At 54.7% G+C, this 15,135-nt stretch carries 12 protein-coding genes and 1 pseudogene; 7 read left to right on the top strand and 6 right to left on the bottom strand.

From position 1 onward, the window contains the following. Positions 1 to 18 precede the first annotated feature (18 nt). Positions 19 to 1,449, bottom strand: a complete 1,431-nt coding sequence (locus IEX96_RS07095; protein ID WP_150005334.1) for an OprO/OprP family phosphate-selective porin — start codon at positions 1,447 to 1,449, stop codon at positions 19 to 21. Between the two features lie 63 nt (positions 1,450 to 1,512). Here IEX96_RS07095 and IEX96_RS07090 point away from each other — a divergent pair. Continuing rightward, positions 1,513 to 2,274 (top strand): annotated as a pseudogene (locus tag IEX96_RS07090) (glutathione S-transferase family protein); the annotation flags it as partial. An 82-nt stretch (positions 2,275 to 2,356) separates the two neighbouring features. Beyond that, positions 2,357 to 3,400, top strand: a complete 1,044-nt coding sequence (locus IEX96_RS07085) for a DUF3667 domain-containing protein (RefSeq protein ID WP_150005336.1) — start codon at positions 2,357 to 2,359, stop codon at positions 3,398 to 3,400. Between the two features lie 19 nt (positions 3,401 to 3,419). Here the strand turns inward: IEX96_RS07085 and msrB are convergent, their stop codons facing one another. From msrB to IEX96_RS07065, 4 genes are all read right to left on the bottom strand, one after another. Beyond that, positions 3,420 to 3,815, bottom strand: a complete 396-nt coding sequence (msrB, locus tag IEX96_RS07080) for a peptide-methionine (R)-S-oxide reductase MsrB (RefSeq protein WP_150005337.1) — start codon at positions 3,813 to 3,815, stop codon at positions 3,420 to 3,422. Position 3,816: 1 nt separating this feature from the next. Next, entirely contained in the window at positions 3,817 to 5,655 is a 1,839-nt protein-coding gene (gene sppA / locus IEX96_RS07075) for a signal peptide peptidase SppA (RefSeq protein WP_188873690.1), read from the bottom strand. A gap of 75 nt (positions 5,656 to 5,730) precedes the next feature. Then, positions 5,731 to 7,053 carry an FAD-dependent oxidoreductase gene (locus IEX96_RS07070; protein WP_150005404.1) on the bottom strand — a complete coding sequence of 441 codons (1,323 nt, stop codon included), beginning with the start codon at positions 7,051 to 7,053 and terminating at the stop codon, positions 5,731 to 5,733. 112 nt (positions 7,054 to 7,165) lie between these two features. After that, positions 7,166 to 8,182, bottom strand: coding sequence for a DUF3179 domain-containing (seleno)protein (locus IEX96_RS07065; RefSeq protein ID WP_188873689.1), 1,017 nt, complete (start codon positions 8,180 to 8,182; stop codon positions 7,166 to 7,168). 417 nt (positions 8,183 to 8,599) lie between these two features. Between IEX96_RS07065 and IEX96_RS07060 the strand changes: the two genes are divergently transcribed. The 4 genes from IEX96_RS07060 (at position 8,600) to IEX96_RS07045 (ending at position 12,382) form a co-directional block, all read left to right on the top strand. Next, on the top strand, positions 8,600 to 9,478 hold the full coding sequence (locus IEX96_RS07060) for an AraC family transcriptional regulator (protein ID WP_150005405.1): 879 nt from the start codon (positions 8,600 to 8,602) through the stop codon (positions 9,476 to 9,478). A gap of 263 nt (positions 9,479 to 9,741) precedes the next feature. Next, on the top strand, positions 9,742 to 10,029 hold the full coding sequence (gene groES / locus IEX96_RS07055) for a co-chaperone GroES (protein ID WP_150005341.1): 288 nt from the start codon (positions 9,742 to 9,744) through the stop codon (positions 10,027 to 10,029). Positions 10,030 to 10,082: 53 nt separating this feature from the next. Beyond that, positions 10,083 to 11,753, top strand: a complete 1,671-nt coding sequence (gene groL, locus IEX96_RS07050) for a chaperonin GroEL (protein WP_150005342.1) — start codon at positions 10,083 to 10,085, stop codon at positions 11,751 to 11,753. A 146-nt stretch (positions 11,754 to 11,899) separates the two neighbouring features. Next, the gene (locus IEX96_RS07045) at positions 11,900 to 12,382 is read left to right on the top strand and encodes a DUF302 domain-containing protein (RefSeq protein WP_150005343.1); all 483 of its coding nucleotides are present in this window, start codon (positions 11,900 to 11,902) and stop codon (positions 12,380 to 12,382) included. A 171-nt stretch (positions 12,383 to 12,553) separates the two neighbouring features. Here IEX96_RS07045 and IEX96_RS07040 read toward each other — a convergent pair whose 3' ends face one another. After that, the gene (locus IEX96_RS07040) at positions 12,554 to 14,539 is read right to left on the bottom strand and encodes an acetyl-CoA carboxylase biotin carboxylase subunit (RefSeq protein WP_188873688.1); all 1,986 of its coding nucleotides are present in this window, start codon (positions 14,537 to 14,539) and stop codon (positions 12,554 to 12,556) included. Positions 14,540 to 14,907: 368 nt separating this feature from the next. Here IEX96_RS07040 and rpmF point away from each other — a divergent pair, with 368 nt between their 5' ends. Continuing rightward, the gene (gene rpmF / locus IEX96_RS07035) at positions 14,908 to 15,090 is read left to right on the top strand and encodes a 50S ribosomal protein L32 (protein ID WP_149999898.1); all 183 of its coding nucleotides are present in this window, start codon (positions 14,908 to 14,910) and stop codon (positions 15,088 to 15,090) included. The last annotated feature ends 45 nt before the right edge of the window (positions 15,091 to 15,135 follow it).

The raw sequence follows: 15,135 nt of genomic DNA, 5'->3' as shown, positions 1-15,135 counted from the left end.
GTTTCAAGATATAGGGTCTTACCAATCGACCTGGGCACGAAGTCCGAACATATTCAGCCCGAAATCATCCTCCACGGTCCCATCATTCTTGAGATGCAAATGGCTGGCGCTGTCGTAAATTTCCATATGGCTGATATTGGCCATGAAGCGGATATGATCCACCGGACGCCAGCTTAGACCCGCAAGAAACGTCAATTGCTGGCCACCAAAAATGCTTTCATCGCTGGCATTAAGATCAACCCAATCCGCACCAAAGGCAACGTCCAGCGCACCGAAACCGCCTTTCCCCAAGGGATTGTCGGGCTTGGTGCGCGACCATGTTCCCGCCGAGCGCTTATAGGCCCGCTGTTCGCCCGTCAGGAAATAACCCAGATGAAGGCTGGCCCCGTTGAACCGTGCCGTCGAGGACTGACCCGCTTCGTCACGCACCGATAACCCCAAAGTGGCCAGTTCGGTTTCGAAATAGAACGCCCCATATCCTCCGGCCAGTTCCAGACCGGTATAAAGGCTGGAGGTGCTGTCAAGACTGCCGGTATCCAGCAAACGGCTATCGGACGCATGAAACAGCGGACGATTGCGCAAGCGCCCTTGCTCCGCTCCGGAGTCGCGATATTCCACCGATGCCCCCATATGGGTGAAGGCATGTTTCGGGCCGAATGTGTAATGACCGCGCGAGCTGACGATCAGGCCATTGACCTCGTCATCCTCATCAAAGGCCCCATCGACGAAAATGCCGGATTTCCAGTGCCAGTTCTCGCCGCTCCAATCAGCAGTGACGCCCATTTCGCGGCGCAGATCAATGGCATCGGTAAAGCGGCTGCGCTCCATGAAAACCACATCCAGCGACGACACCTGCTCTTCCATAGAGGCCTGGGTTTTCTGATAGCCGACGATCAGTGCCAGATTGTCGATCCCCTTATAGGCCAGATAGGCATCCGCCACATTCGTTTCACCACCGGCGAAATCCACTTCAAACTTATAGCCCCAATCGCCCATTTCGCCCTGCGCACCGATCCGCACCCGGCGAATTTCCGCAACCGTCCCCAAGCCCCGGTCGGGCGTGAACCCATCTGCGCTTAATGTCCCGATCTTGTCGGGATCACCGATCTGCGCAAAATCCGATTGGATGCGCCCACGGATCTTGAAATTTTTAAAGCCGTCACCTGTGAAGCTGGGGGCACCGGCCGCTTTTACCACCAACGGTTTTTCTTCCGGCACAGAATGTGGATCATCCGTTGATGTTGCCGTCTCACGCTCGGCCAAAGGGGCCGGGGACAAGGGCGCTGCGGGCGAGCGCTCTGCTTTCAGCTTTTCGATCTCCGCCCGCAGAAAATCGATTTGCGCTTGCAGTTCTTCCACGCTTTGCGCTGCCGCTGATACGGCCCCGCCCATCAAAGCCAAGCCGCAAACACCGGCCAAGCGCACATGACGCCACTTCTTGTTTTCCATGCCCTTATCCTGTTCTCGCCCGTCAATAAAGCCCGTACAGTCTGCACATCACGTCACAATGGCCACAGGACTTTCGCATATTTCTTAAAGATCCGGCCATTGCATATCCATGATGCTTTCGTGACGCTTTTATTTCATGCCGTTGTCTTACATGTCAACGGCTTTGCGCGCTTGCATCAGGTCTATACCAAATCCCAACCGGATTATACCGGACGCGTGACGGTGCCGGTTTTGTGGGACAAGAAAAGCCAAACCATCGTCAATAACGAATCCGCCGAAATTATCCGCATTCTAAACAGCGCCTTCAATAACCTGCCGCAAACCCGGCATCCCCAGATCGACACCTATCCCGAAGATTTGCGTGCCGATATCGACCGCCTGAATGACCGCGTTTATCACGCCATCAATAACGGGGTGTATAAAGCCGGCTTTGCCACGACCCAAAGTGCTTATGAAGAGGCATATCTGGAGCTGTTCAAAGCACTGGACGAGATGGATGACCGGCTGGCAAACAATCGCTATCTTTTAGGGGATCGGCGAACGGAAGCGGATTGGCGGTTGTTTACCACCCTTGTGCGCTTCGATGCGGTTTATGTGGGGCATTTCAAATGCAACAAACAGCGCATCGCCGATTATCCACATCTTTCAGGCTATCTGAGGGATCTGTATCAGGTTCCCAGCGTGCGCGAGACTGTACATTTCGACCATATCAAAGCGCATTATTATGCCAGCCATGCCAGCATCAACCCCACCGCCATCATCCCCTTGGGGCCGGATATGGATCTTGATGCGCCCCATGGCCGCGATCACCTCCCCGCACGATGATAGCAAGGAAAATATCCTTCCGGTCTAAAGCCGTCCCGACTATCCTCGACCATCAAAGCTGTGTGGGGAAAAGGGAAACCGGATGGACAGCACAACAACAGACGCATCCCAAAACGCGCCCGATAATGAAAAAACCGGCCACACCCATTGCCTGAATTGTGGCACCTCTCTCAGCGGCCCCTATTGCTCTCGATGCGGGCAACATGATCGGGATCTACGCCGTCCTTTCTGGACCTTCACCATAGAGTTCGCCGACAATATCTTTTCGCTGGACAGTCGGCTGGCCCATACATTGATCCCGCTCTTTTCCCGCCCCGGTCGTATGAGCCGCCTATATGTAGAGGGCCACCGGGCCAATTATGTAGCACCTGTGCGCTTGATGCTCATCAGCGTATTGGTGTTCTTTCTCGCGGTGGAATTGGGCAATGTGGCATTGCTGCAACTGGTGCGGGCCGCCGATCCGGCACCCCTTACGGATCAGGAAGCCATAGCGCCATCCGGACCGGAGACAGAGCCTGCGACAGAGGCGGAGGCAGAAGCAGAGGCCGGCATCCCGGCGATGACCTTGGAGTTTTTTGAACCAATCCAGAAAAACGCCTCCCCCGCCCTTTCCTTTGATGACAGCATCGAGACGATCAAGCGCGAAATCGCTGAAAATAATGAAACGGACATAGACAGCGCCCCCCTTCTGGACTTCATCTCCCGTCTTCTGACCGGAATGGGCCAATTCGCAAAGAATCCGGAACTGATCAATGGGGTGTTCAACACATGGATGCCCCGCGCCATGCTGGTTCTGGTGCCTGTCTTCGCCCTTTTATTGCGCGCGATGTATTGGCGGAAAGACGCTTATTTTTTCAACCAGCTGGTTTTCTCACTGCATTTTCACGCCTTCTTGTTCCTCTTGCTCACCGGCCTTGTCATTCTTGGGTCCATGGGCATGGGAGCCGCCAGTGGCCGAATTTATTTTTTCGGCGTGCCGGCCTATCTGCTGCTATCCATGAAGCATTTTTATGGGCAGGGCTGGTGGCGGACTATCTTCAAATTCCTGACCCTAAGCGCGCTTTATAATATCGTGCTGATCGCTGTTTTATTAGCAATTTTGCTGATCGGATTGACACAAAGCTGAAAAAAAGCCGGCAGGCTGTTCAAGAAGACTCTGGCTCAAAGGTCAGGGACAAGGAATTAACGCAATAGCGCTGCCCTGTGGGGGCGGGGCCATCGGGAAACAAATGCCCCAAATGGCTGTCGCAAGCACCACAGCGCAGCTCTACCCGCACCATACCCAAACTTTCATCGCGGATTTCGGTGATCGGGGCATCCTTGACGCGATCAAAAAACGAAGGCCATCCAGATCCACTGTCATATTTGGCAGCAGAGGAAAACAACGCCGCGCCGCAGCCTGCACAGTGAAACTTTCCGGCACGTTTTTCGGCCAAAAGAGCGCCGGTAAAGGGCGGCTCGGTGCCGCCCTTTCGGCAAATATAATAGCGCTCCTCGCCCAGTTTCTCACGCCATTCCTGATCGGAGCGAGGAGCGCTCATCTTAGTTCACCTTACAGTGCATGCAGATGGCATAAGCCCCTTTGGGATCTTTCAGCCACTGCAGCTCTTCCATCGCCGTCATAAAGCGGCCCTGTATATCGGCAACCACCGGAACCGTCTGCCCCATGCTGTCGGGAACCATTCCGCGAACCTGCGCCTGTTCGAGAACACTCACTATGAAGTTTTCAAAGGGATCCAATTGTTCTTGAACATGACGCACGCCATAATCGCCCTCTTCCAGCCCGGCTTTTTGCGCCGCAGCCTTCACCGCATCATCCAATCCGCCCAAATGGTCCACAAGCCCCAATTCCAGCGCGGTTTCCCCCGACCACACACGGCCTTGGGCAATGGCGTCCACAGCCTCCACGCTCATGGAGCGGCCCTCCGCCACGATGGACAGGAATTTCCCATAACCATGTTCGATCGAGCTTTGCACCAGATCCGCCACCATTGGCGACAAGGGCCGGGTAAGATCAAACGCACCGGCAAGCTGGGTGGTTCCCACGCCATCGGTGTGCACACCCAACATATCCAGAGATTGATCGAATGTTGTAATCATCCCGAAAATTCCGATGGACCCGGTAATGGTTTCCGGCATCGCCCAGATTTCATCGGCATTGGCTGAAATCCAGTAGCCGCCCGATGCCGCCACGGTTCCATAAGAGGCGATCACCGGCTTGCCGGCCTTTTGCACATCCAACACCGCCTGACGAATGACCTCGGAGGCGAACACACTGCCCCCGGGGCTATCGATACGCAGCACAAGGGCTTTCACCTTATCATTGGTGCGGGCCGCCTTAATCAGCTTGACCGCGGTATCGGCACCGATCTGCCCCACCGGAGCCTTACCCGGCACGATGGCCCCGCGCAGGCTCACCACAGCCACCAAGCGATCGTCCTTGTCGTCTTTATCATGCGATCTGAGCTGCTTTAAATAATCGGTCAGGCCAATGCCTTTAAAGCCTTCGCCCATATCGGCCTTGCCCACAAGGTCCACCAAGGCGGCGGTCATTTCACTGCGGGTTTTCAAAGCATCCACCCAGCCCAAGTCCAGAGCCATTTTGGATACATCCCCGTCGGCGGCACGCAAATTGTCCACCATTCCGTCGATCGCAGCCGACAAGGCCCCCTCGTCAAAACCGCGCAACCGTGTCACATCCGCAAGATAATTCCCCCAAAGGCTGTCCAGAAAGCCTTTGGTAGCTTCCTTTGCGGCATCGGACATATCATTGCGAATAAAAGGCTCCACCGCAGATTTATAAGTGCCGACACGGAAGACATGCACATCGGCCTTCAGCTTGTCCAAGGCATCTGAAAAATAAGGGCCATAAGCGCCATAGCCCATTATGCCTACGTCCCCCGCCGGATTGAGCCAGATTTCATCGGCATAAGCCGCCAGATAATATTGCGGCTGGCCGAAAGAATCGCCCATAGCGATGATCTTCTTGCCACTTTCCCGAAAGGCTTCCAGAGCGCCTCCAAGTTCGTGCAGAACCGCAGGCCCCGCCCCGGTGAATTTATCCAGATCCATCACCATAAGAGCGATTTTGTCATCGTCCTGCGCCGCTTTAACCGCCTTCATGGTATCACGCAGCTTCACCTCGACGGGTTTGGCACCGCGGAGCACATCATTGATGGTCGGTATTTTCTTCTGATCGACAATCTGCCCGACTGGATTGAACACAAAGGCACCGCCCTGCGGCACTTCAACCCGCTGCCCATCCCCGGACATGCCGGAAATCCCCGCAATCATCACAAAAACAAGAATGAAAAAAATAAAAGCCGCCACCGTCGTAAAGGCGCGAATAGCTCCCCAGATAAAACTGAAAATAGCTTTCATAATGTCTGTCCGTTCCTCATATTGCACCAGATGGTGGCGAAATTTATCTGCAAGGCGCCTTATAAACCGCAGTGATTATTTTTTCACCTGCTGTGTTTCAATAGCTTCAGTGCCAACGACATCAAGCATATCATCAAGGCGCGCAAATTTTAAACGCGGGTTCTCACCTTCGGCGGCCTGCCGTTCGGCGGCATCAATTTTCTGCCAATCGCGGAAGGTGACTGCCCGGATCTGGCGTTTGGCGATCAGGGCATCCAGGCCTTTGCGCCCTGGCTTATCCATGGGTTTCACATCGTTTAGAATACGTTTTGCAATCTCGGCCCCATCGGGCTTGTTGGTACCAATGGTGCCTGTTGGCCCGCGCCGCGCCCATCCCACGGCATAAAGCCGGTCACTGATAAAGCCGTCATTGTTGACAAAACGGCCAAGGCGCTCGTCGAACGGGACACCTTCGATGGCGCTGCTGCGATAGCCGATGCAGCTGATCAGCAATCCGCATGGCACAGTAAACATCTCGCCGGTGCCGATACACGCACCATTTTCAACACGGGTGCGCTCCATCAAAACACCGTCCACCCGATCATCGCCAAGAATTTCCACTGGCCGGGCATAAAAGCCGAAATGCACCTGAACCGGCTTTTCCTGCGCCGAATGGTCGCCAAATCCTCGTAAGGCGGCCAACACTTTGCGCTGTTTGGGCTCCAGATCCACATCACCGTCCATGGGGGGCAGATCCGCCTTATCAACCAAAGGAACAGCGCGTTCCAGGCGTCCCATTTCCCCCAGTTCCTTAGGCGTAAAGCTGGCGTCCATCGGGCCACGCCGCCCGAAAATCCAGATGGTGCGCAAGGGCATCCGGGAAATGGCATCTTTGGCCTTCGGGGAAATATCCGATCCTTCCATCTCGGCTTCGGTTTTTGCCAGCACCCGCGCCACATCGATGGCCACATTGCCGTTGCCGATGATCACAACATCAGAGGTATTCAATTCCGGCGTCAGCGCCACATAATCGGGATGGGTATTGTACCAGCCCACAATATCTGCCGAACCGCGCACGCCGGCAAGATCCTCACCGGGAATCCCCAGCTTTCTATCTTGCAAGGCCCCCGTAGCCAGCACCACCGCATCATAAAGATCCAGCAATTCCGCCACACTGACATCACGGCCAATGGACAAATTGCCCACAAAGCGCACATCATCGCGGCTGGCGGTTTGGTCATAGCGCTTTGTGACATTTTTGATGGACTGATGGTCGGGCGCAACACCGGTCCGGATCAGCCCGAACGGCGTGGGCAGCCGATCGATCACATCAACTAAAACCGCATGCCCGCTTTCCGCCAAGGCCTCTGCCGTATAATATCCGGCAGGCCCGGAACCAATGATCGCCACCTGCAACAAATCTGTGCTCACATCCCCTCCGCAATAGCAGCCCCCTGCCAATATCTACGGACAAGACTGCCACGACCATAGCGCCAAGGCGAGACTTTATCGCATCCCTGTGACGCAGTTCCTAACGCCCTTCATCCGCACCGCGTTCCAGATGCAGCTTTTTCCCATCGGAGAACTGGTAGAAGGCATGCAGCAATTGAATACTGGTGTCCGTTTCCAAAAGATGATCGCCCCGACGGCTATAGGCGGTGATATTGCCCACATCCCGGTCACGGTCTTTGCCGAAAGAATCCGGCGCAGCCTGACGGCCCGGCTCCCACAAAATCAGCAAGTCATCGCTTTCCAGCCGCCCTGCCTTACGCAACAATTCCAAGGGCCATGCCTCGCGGTCTACCACCACCACACGATCCCATGCCTTCAGGCTTCCCGCATCTTGTTCCATGCTTGGGATATAGACCGTTTGGCGCACTTGCTGCGGCTGGCTGCTCAGCGCAGAATCCGCCACCACCATCAGGCCCGGTTTGCCCGGAACCCGTTTCAGGAAGGCCGCAAAAGATTCCATCTTCGACGGGATCACATCCAGCGCACCATCCGCCTTCGGCCCGGACAATCCAAGACCGTTGATCTGTTGCCACCATGTTCGCGTGGCCTCGTCATAAAGGATGATATTTTCTTCATAAGAAGCCCCGACCAGACGCAGCGGCGTGGCATCGCCGTCCACATCCCGCTTAAACACCATGGCCGAAGAGCACACTTGGCAATAAGTGACGGCAATGGGCACGCCCCCCAGGCTATCATTGATAATCCGGTGGGCTGCCACGATACGCATGGGATAGCCCCGCACCGCGCCATTGATTTCAACGGTGATCAGCGGCTCCAGATTGCCGGTTTTATGATCGGCCAAGGCCGGAAGCAGTGATGGCCTGTCATAAGATGGCGGCACATCTTCGGGGAGATCAAGACGGAAGCCGCTGGACCCTACGATGCCCACCGTCAGATCCCGATCCGACCATTGCGCCTTGAAATCTTCCGACAACACCGTTTGCGCCGATGCCTGAGAGATCCCTCCTCCAAAGTTCAAAGGCCCGCCCACCAGCGACAGCGCGAGAAACGATCCGAGAAGAATTGATTTCAACATAAAATACCCTTTTGCCCCCCAATGGGGCCTCATCATCCAAAAGTCATCCCCGATGATCTTCATATGGTGGCCCACCCAAAGCCCGGAAAGCCCTTCCCCGTCACGAATGACCATGGCCCTTTCACAAAGCCGTCACACTTAAGATACATGGATAAAACAGATTATGAGAGAAAACACGTCCCTTGTAATCGGAATGGATCCGGTATTTTTTCTTTGATGCCGAATTTAATTGAGAAAAAGAGTTTCAAACATAGTGCCTTAACCAGCGACACTCCTTTTCTAAAACGGTCGTTTTTGGAAGGGTTATGTAGACGGCTGACTATAGCCAGAAAAAGCCCAACAGATAATTTAGCAAGATCGGTCAAGCACGTCTTACCGTGCCCCCGTAACGCTAAAGGGGCCACGAAGGAGACAATGATGAAGACGGCCTTTGAGCGATACCATGCCCGAATGCAGCGTGTACTGGACCACATCGAGCAGCATCTCGATGGTGATCTCGATTTGGATGCCTTGAGCCGTGTTGCCGCATTCTCAAAGTTCCACTTTCATCGGCAGTTCTCTGCTCTGTTTGGGATATCCACGCATCGGTATGTTCAACTCGCTCGTATGAAACGGGCATCATACCGACTTGCTTTTAGGGGAACGGATACAGTTACCGACATCGCATTGGATGCCGTTTACGAAACCCCAGAAACATTCTCCCGTGCTTTTAGGGAGCGATTTGGGCAATCACCATCTGAGTTCCGTCAGATGCCCGAATGGGAATCGTGGCTTGCGATCTTCGACCCACTCACAAAAGCAAGGAACAAATATATGATTAATTTCAGCAAGAACGATGTGAACATCGTAGAATTTCCCGAAACCGCCATCGCCGTGATGGAACATCGTGGCGACCCCGGTAAAATTGGCGATACGATTCAGCGGTTCATTGCATGGCGAAAGACCGTTGGGTTACCGCCTCGTGTCAGCAATACGTTCAATGTTTTTCACACCGATCCTCTCACAACACCTCCAGCGGAGTTTCACATAGACTTATGTGCTTCGACAGATCGAAAGGTTGCAGAAAACGACGCAGGTGTCAGAGCCGGAACAATCCCTGCCGGACGGTGTGCAGTCCTGCGCATGACCGGGTCAAGCGATGACCTTGAGAAGGCAGCTACGTTTCTTTATCGTGACTGGTTGCCCGATAGCGGGGAAGATTTGCGAGACTTCTCATTCTATTGCCAGCGCATAAGTTTCTTTCCGGATGTTCCCGAAAACGCGGCTGTTACTGATCTCTTTGTGCCGCTGAAATAACGACGAACGCCCCCGCTACTGGTGGGGACGTCTCTGGCTTCTGCCTATGTTCCAAAAACGCTCGTTTGTGGGGGCTTTGCCATCTAAAGTGCGGAAATTTCAAAAAACCCGCTCGCCCTGCCTTGACATCTTTTCCCGCCATCGTAATTAGAGGTGCAGCTGTTAGCACTCATGTGCTTTGAGTGCTAACAGGGGGCCGTAAGGCACCACATATCAATTTTCAGGGGCATCAAGCACCTATAGAGCCACAAGGAGGAAACTTCATGGCATTCCGTCCATTGCATGACCGTGTTCTGGTCCGTCGCGTTGAAAGCGAAGAAAAAACCAGAGGCGGCATTATCATTCCCGATTCTGCCAAAGAAAAGCCTCAGGAAGGCGAAGTTGTTGCCGCCGGAGCCGGTGCCAAGAACGAAAAAGGCGAAGTGGCACCGCTTGACGTGAAAGCTGGCGACCGCGTTCTGTTTGGCAAATGGTCTGGCACAGAAGTCAAGATCGACGGCGAAGACCTGCTGATCATGAAAGAATCGGACATTTTGGGCATCATCGGCTAAAGCCGCCCCACCCTTTTGTTCCATAAGCTATCATTGAAACAAGGAGTCAGTCCATGGCTGCCAAGGAAGTTAAATTCCACGCTGATGCCCGCGCCCGTATTCTGCGTGGCGTCGATACGCTTGCCAATGCTGTTAAAGTGACACTGGGCCCCAAAGGCCGCAATGTTGTGATCGACAAATCATTCGGTGCCCCGCGCATCACCAAAGATGGTGTGAGCGTTGCCAAAGAAATCGAACTGAAAGACAAGTTCGAAAATATGGGCGCGCAGATGGTCAAAGAAGTGGCCTCCCGCACCAACGATATGGCAGGCGACGGCACCACCACCGCCACCGTTCTTGCCCAGTCCATCGTTCAGGAAGGCGCCAAAGCTGTTGCCGCCGGCATGAACCCGATGGATCTGAAGCGCGGCATCGAACTTGCTGTCACCAAAGTCGTGGAAGACATCAAGTCCCGCTCCAAAGACATTGCCTCGTCCAGCGAAATCGAGCAGGTCGGCACCATTTCCGCCAATGGCGAAGCCGCTGTCGGGCACATGATCGCCGAAGCAATGGACAAGGTTGGCAAAGAAGGTGTGATCACCGTCGAAGAAGCCAAAGGCCTTGAAAGCGAATTGGATGTCGTTGAAGGCATGCAGTTCGACCGTGGCTATCTCTCGCCTTATTTCATCACCAACTCCGAAAAGATGGTGACCGAGCTGGAAAACCCCTACATCCTGCTCTTTGAAAAGAAGCTCTCGAACCTGCAAGCCATGCTGCCGATTCTGGAAGCCGTTGTGCAATCCAGCCGTCCGCTTTTGATCATTGCCGAAGATGTGGAAGGCGAAGCCCTTGCCACTTTGGTGGTCAACAAGCTGCGCGGCGGCCTCAAGGTTGCTGCTGTAAAAGCCCCTGGCTTCGGCGATCGCCGCAAAGCCATGTTGGAAGACATCGCCATCCTGTCCAAGGGTCAGGTGATCTCGGAAGATCTTGGCATCAAGCTTGAAAATGTCACGCTCGACATGCTGGGTACAGCCAAGTCGGTTACCATTACCAAAGACGACACCACCATCGTTGGTGGCGCCGGCGATGGCGACGACATCCGGGCCCGTTGCGAACAGATCCGCGCCCAGGTGGAGTCCACGAATTCCGACTATGACAAAGAAAAGCTGCAAGAACGCCTTGCCAAGCTGTCTGGCGGCGTGGCCGTGATCAAAGTCGGCGGCGTGACCGAATCGGAAGTGAAAGAACGCAAAGACCGCGTTGATGATGCCCTGCATGCAACCCGTGCAGCTGTGGAAGAAGGCATTGTTGCCGGTGGCGGTACGGCTCTTCTTTATGCCACCCGCGTTCTGGCCGATCTCAAAGGCGAAAACGACGATCAGACACGCGGCATTGCCCTTGTCCGTCGCGCTTTGGAAGCTCCGGTTCGCCAGATTGCTGCCAATGCCGGTTTCGATGGTGCCGTGATTGCCGGCAAACTTCTCGAGCAAAAAGACACCAATTTCGGTTTCGATGCCCAGAAGGAAGAATATGGCAATCTGGTTGAGCGCGGCATTATCGACCCCACCAAGGTCGTGCGCCATGCTTTGCAAGACGCTGCATCCATCGCCGGTCTGCTGATCACCACCGAAGCCTTGATCGCCGATGCGCCTGAAGACAAATCGGACGCTGCCGGTGCTGCCGGTGGCATGCCCGATATGGGCGGCATGGGTGGTATGGGCGGTATGGGTGGTATGGGCTTCTAAGCCTTTCCCCTCATGCTTGCTGTATCTTCGGATACACCTACAGTCGAAGAAGCCGTGGCGCACCTTGCGTCACGGCTTTTTTTTATGTCGGAATGGCGTTATGCTGGCGCCCTGTTTTGCTTTCGTCCTCCCACTCGGAGACTGTGATGCGCTCTATTTTTGTGTTACTTGTCCTTTTGTTCACGTTTTTCTTTCGCACCGCCCATGCGGGCGACCATGCGGATAGCCAAAACATATCAGGGCTGTTGCGCTTTGAAGCCAGTGACAGCGTTGCAGCCACCATGGACCGTTTGGAAGCCGCCATTACCCAACGCGGCTTCAAGGTTTTTGCGCGCATCGATCACCAAGCGGGTGCCCGCTCTATCGACATGGACTTGCGCCCCACCCAATTGCTGATTTTCGGCAATCCCGAAGGCGGCACACCCTTGATGCAAAACGCCCAGACAATGGGAATCGATCTGCCCTTAAAGGCCTTGGTTTATGAAGCAGAAAATGGCCAGGTCTTTGTGGCGTTCAACGATCCGCACTTTCTCGTTCATCGCCACAGCCTGAAAAATGGCGAGGCGATCACAAAGAAAATGACCGGCCTGATAACGGCCTTGGCAAAAGCGGCAACCGCCTCGGATTAAGACAAGAGCTGTTGCTCTTTATCCATCCCCATGCATCCTGTGCAAATTAACCGTTACCCCCGGGCTTGACCTGAAGGTCCGGTTCGGTCGATCCACAATGTGCCATAAGCGAAGAACGGGATTCCCGGATCAAGTCCGGGAATAACCATATAGAACCGCAGACACTCCGGCTCATTCAAATTCCAGAATCACCTGATCCACGGCAAGGCTATCACCAACCCCTGCCTTGATCGCCGACACGGTGCCATCGCGCTCGGCACGCAGGATATTTTCCATCTTCATGGCTTCCACCACCGCCAAAGCCTGCCCGGCTTTCACCTCGTCGCCTTCGGTCACATTGATGGCCACCACAAGGCCCGGCATGGGGCAGAGCAGGAATTTCGAGGTATCAGCCTCTACCTTTTCCGGCATATGGGTCATCAACCGGTCCACATGCGGAGGAAGCACGGTGACGGTTTTGGACACGCCGCTGGTAGACAATTGATAGCCCATATTCAGCCGGTCCAGCTCCAACGTGACCGGCCGTCCGTCGATCGTGCCGGAAAACACCGTCTTGCCCGGTGTCCAATCGCTGGCCAGTTCAAAACTTTTGCCGCCCATCACCAATGTGGCCCCGCCCTGTGACGGATAAATGCGGGCACTGACATGGCTATCGTCCAGATGGATGATCCATTCGCGGCTTTGCACCGCCGCCACAGACGCAATGCGCCCCGGCATCTGGGAATCGCGCGATGTTTCTACCGCATGAATGAAACAGGCCGCAGCGCGCATGGCCAGTTCGATCTCCGGCGTCATCACCCCGCCTTCAAAGCCATCGGGATATTCTTCTGCAATGAAATTGGTGCTCAACCGCCCTTCGGCAAAACGCGGATGGGCCATCACCGCGCCCAGGAACGGTATATTATGGGCGATGCCGCGAATATAGAACTGGTCGAGGCTGGTGCGCATTTCCGCCAAAGCGGCCTCACGGGTTTCGCCCCATGTGGCCAGTTTGGCGATCATCGGATCATAATACATGGAGATTTCCGCGCCTTCGAATACGCCGGTATCATTCCGCACAGAACCGGTTTCCGCAGGGGGGCGATAGCGGGTCAGACGACCAATGGAAGGCAGGAAATTGCGATAAGGATCTTCGGCATATATGCGGCTTTCAATGGCCCATCCCGTCAACCGGATATCCTCTTGCGTCATGCCCAAGGGCTGACCGGCCGCCACTTTGATCATCTGCTCGACCAGATCCAGCCCGGTGATCATTTCCGTAACAGGATGCTCCACCTGAAGGCGGGTGTTCATTTCCAGAAAATAGAAATTACGGTCTTTATCAACGATAAATTCCACGGTCCCGGCCGAGCGATAATCCACCGCTTTGGAAAGCGCCACCGCCTGTTCGCCCATGGCTTTGCGGGTGGCCTCGTCAATGAAAGGCGACGGGGCTTCCTCGATCACCTTTTGATGGCGACGCTGGATCGAACATTCCCGCTCCCCCAGATACAAAACGGTGCCTTGGCTATCGCCCAGAATCTGGATCTCGATATGGCGCGGCTCGACAATATATTTCTCGATGAAAATACGCTCATCGCCAAAGCTGGACCGCGCTTCCGACCGTGCCGAGAGAAAGCCTTCCCGACATTCCTCTTCATCCCACGCAATGCGCATGCCCTTGCCGCCACCGCCCGCCGATGCCTTGATCATCACCGGATAGCCGATATCCGCAGCAATTTTCACCGCTTCGTCATCATCGGCAATTTCACCGATATAGCCGGGAACGGTGGACACACCGGCTTTCTGAGCCAGCCGCTTCGATTCGATCTTATCGCCCATGGCAGAAATGGCATGGATCGTGGGGCCGATGAAGACAAGACCCGCCGCTTCTACCGCCTCTACGAATTTCGCATTTTCCGATAAAAACCCGAAGCCGGGATGAATGGCCTGCGCGCCCGTATCTTTCGCCGCCTTGATGATCTTATCGGCCAGCAAATAGCTTTGCGCGGCAGGGGCTTCCCCGATATGCACATGCTCGTCAGCCATTTCCACATGCAGGGCATCCGCATCGGCATCGGAATAAACGGCGACAGTTCTGATTCCCATGCGTTTGGCAGTTTTGATGATGCGGCAGGCGATCTCGCCCCGATTTGCAATGAGAATCTTTTCAAACATAATGGGTCTCTTCCTGATCCCGATCATAAGCGATAAAAACGAGCTTTCCTGTCTAGGCCGATCATCGCTTCGAGGCAACCAATCCCTTGCTGCATAAGACGGAACTTATGATTTCATAAAGGCGGTTTCTAAAAAGACGGGCCATCTTTCCGCCCGATCATGGCCGTGCAGGCTGTGGTTTTCTTCCTCGCCCCATATGCGGCAAAATGCCGACAAAGATCGGTCTTGATTTTCAAAGAAAGCCCGCTTATTGTCCGCCGCTCAATTCGGGATAGGGATATCTGCGTCTTTCGGCGCCCCCTTTCTTGAACGGATCAGAATTTGGCTCGCGCCGAACAGCGGTGCGGCATCGGGTAGATGAGGACGAGATGGCTGTACCTAAAAGAAAAGTGTCGCCGATGCGCCGTGGCAATCGCCGCGCTCACGACAAGCTGGAGCGGGTCAATTATCAAGAAGATCCGCATACCGGCGAATATGTTCTGCGCCACCATGTGGATCTGAAGACCGGCATGTATCGTGGTCGTCAGGTGATTGCGCCCAAGGGCGATTGATCCCGGAACACGACCAATGAATAAGACCGGCTTGAAGCATGCTTC

It is taken from the genome of Iodidimonas muriae (assembly GCF_014647255.1).
Classification (GTDB): Bacteria; Pseudomonadota; Alphaproteobacteria; order Sphingomonadales; family Rhodothalassiaceae; genus Iodidimonas; species Iodidimonas muriae.
The sequence above is the reverse complement of the archived record's forward strand: the minus strand, read 5'-3'. Positions and strand labels throughout refer to the sequence as shown.

Bases quoted from the DNA above. Each gene is read 5' to 3' on its own strand.
- IEX96_RS07095 (WP_150005334.1), bottom strand. From the start codon at position 1,449: ATGGAAAACAAGAAGTGGCGTCATGTGCGCTTGGCCGGTGTTTGCGGC.
- IEX96_RS07085 (WP_150005336.1), top strand. From the start codon at position 2,357: ATGGACAGCACAACAACAGACGCATCCCAAAACGCGCCCGATAATGAA.
- msrB (WP_150005337.1), bottom strand. From the start codon at position 3,815: ATGAGCGCTCCTCGCTCCGATCAGGAATGGCGTGAGAAACTGGGCGAG.
- sppA (WP_188873690.1), bottom strand. From the start codon at position 5,655: ATGAAAGCTATTTTCAGTTTTATCTGGGGAGCTATTCGCGCCTTTACG.
- IEX96_RS07065 (WP_188873689.1), bottom strand. From the start codon at position 8,182: ATGTTGAAATCAATTCTTCTCGGATCGTTTCTCGCGCTGTCGCTGGTG.
- IEX96_RS07060 (WP_150005405.1), top strand. From the start codon at position 8,600: ATGAAGACGGCCTTTGAGCGATACCATGCCCGAATGCAGCGTGTACTG.
- groES (WP_150005341.1), top strand. From the start codon at position 9,742: ATGGCATTCCGTCCATTGCATGACCGTGTTCTGGTCCGTCGCGTTGAA.
- groL (WP_150005342.1), top strand. From the start codon at position 10,083: ATGGCTGCCAAGGAAGTTAAATTCCACGCTGATGCCCGCGCCCGTATT.
- IEX96_RS07045 (WP_150005343.1), top strand. From the start codon at position 11,900: ATGCGCTCTATTTTTGTGTTACTTGTCCTTTTGTTCACGTTTTTCTTT.
- IEX96_RS07040 (WP_188873688.1), bottom strand. From the start codon at position 14,539: ATGTTTGAAAAGATTCTCATTGCAAATCGGGGCGAGATCGCCTGCCGC.
- rpmF (WP_149999898.1), top strand. From the start codon at position 14,908: ATGGCTGTACCTAAAAGAAAAGTGTCGCCGATGCGCCGTGGCAATCGC.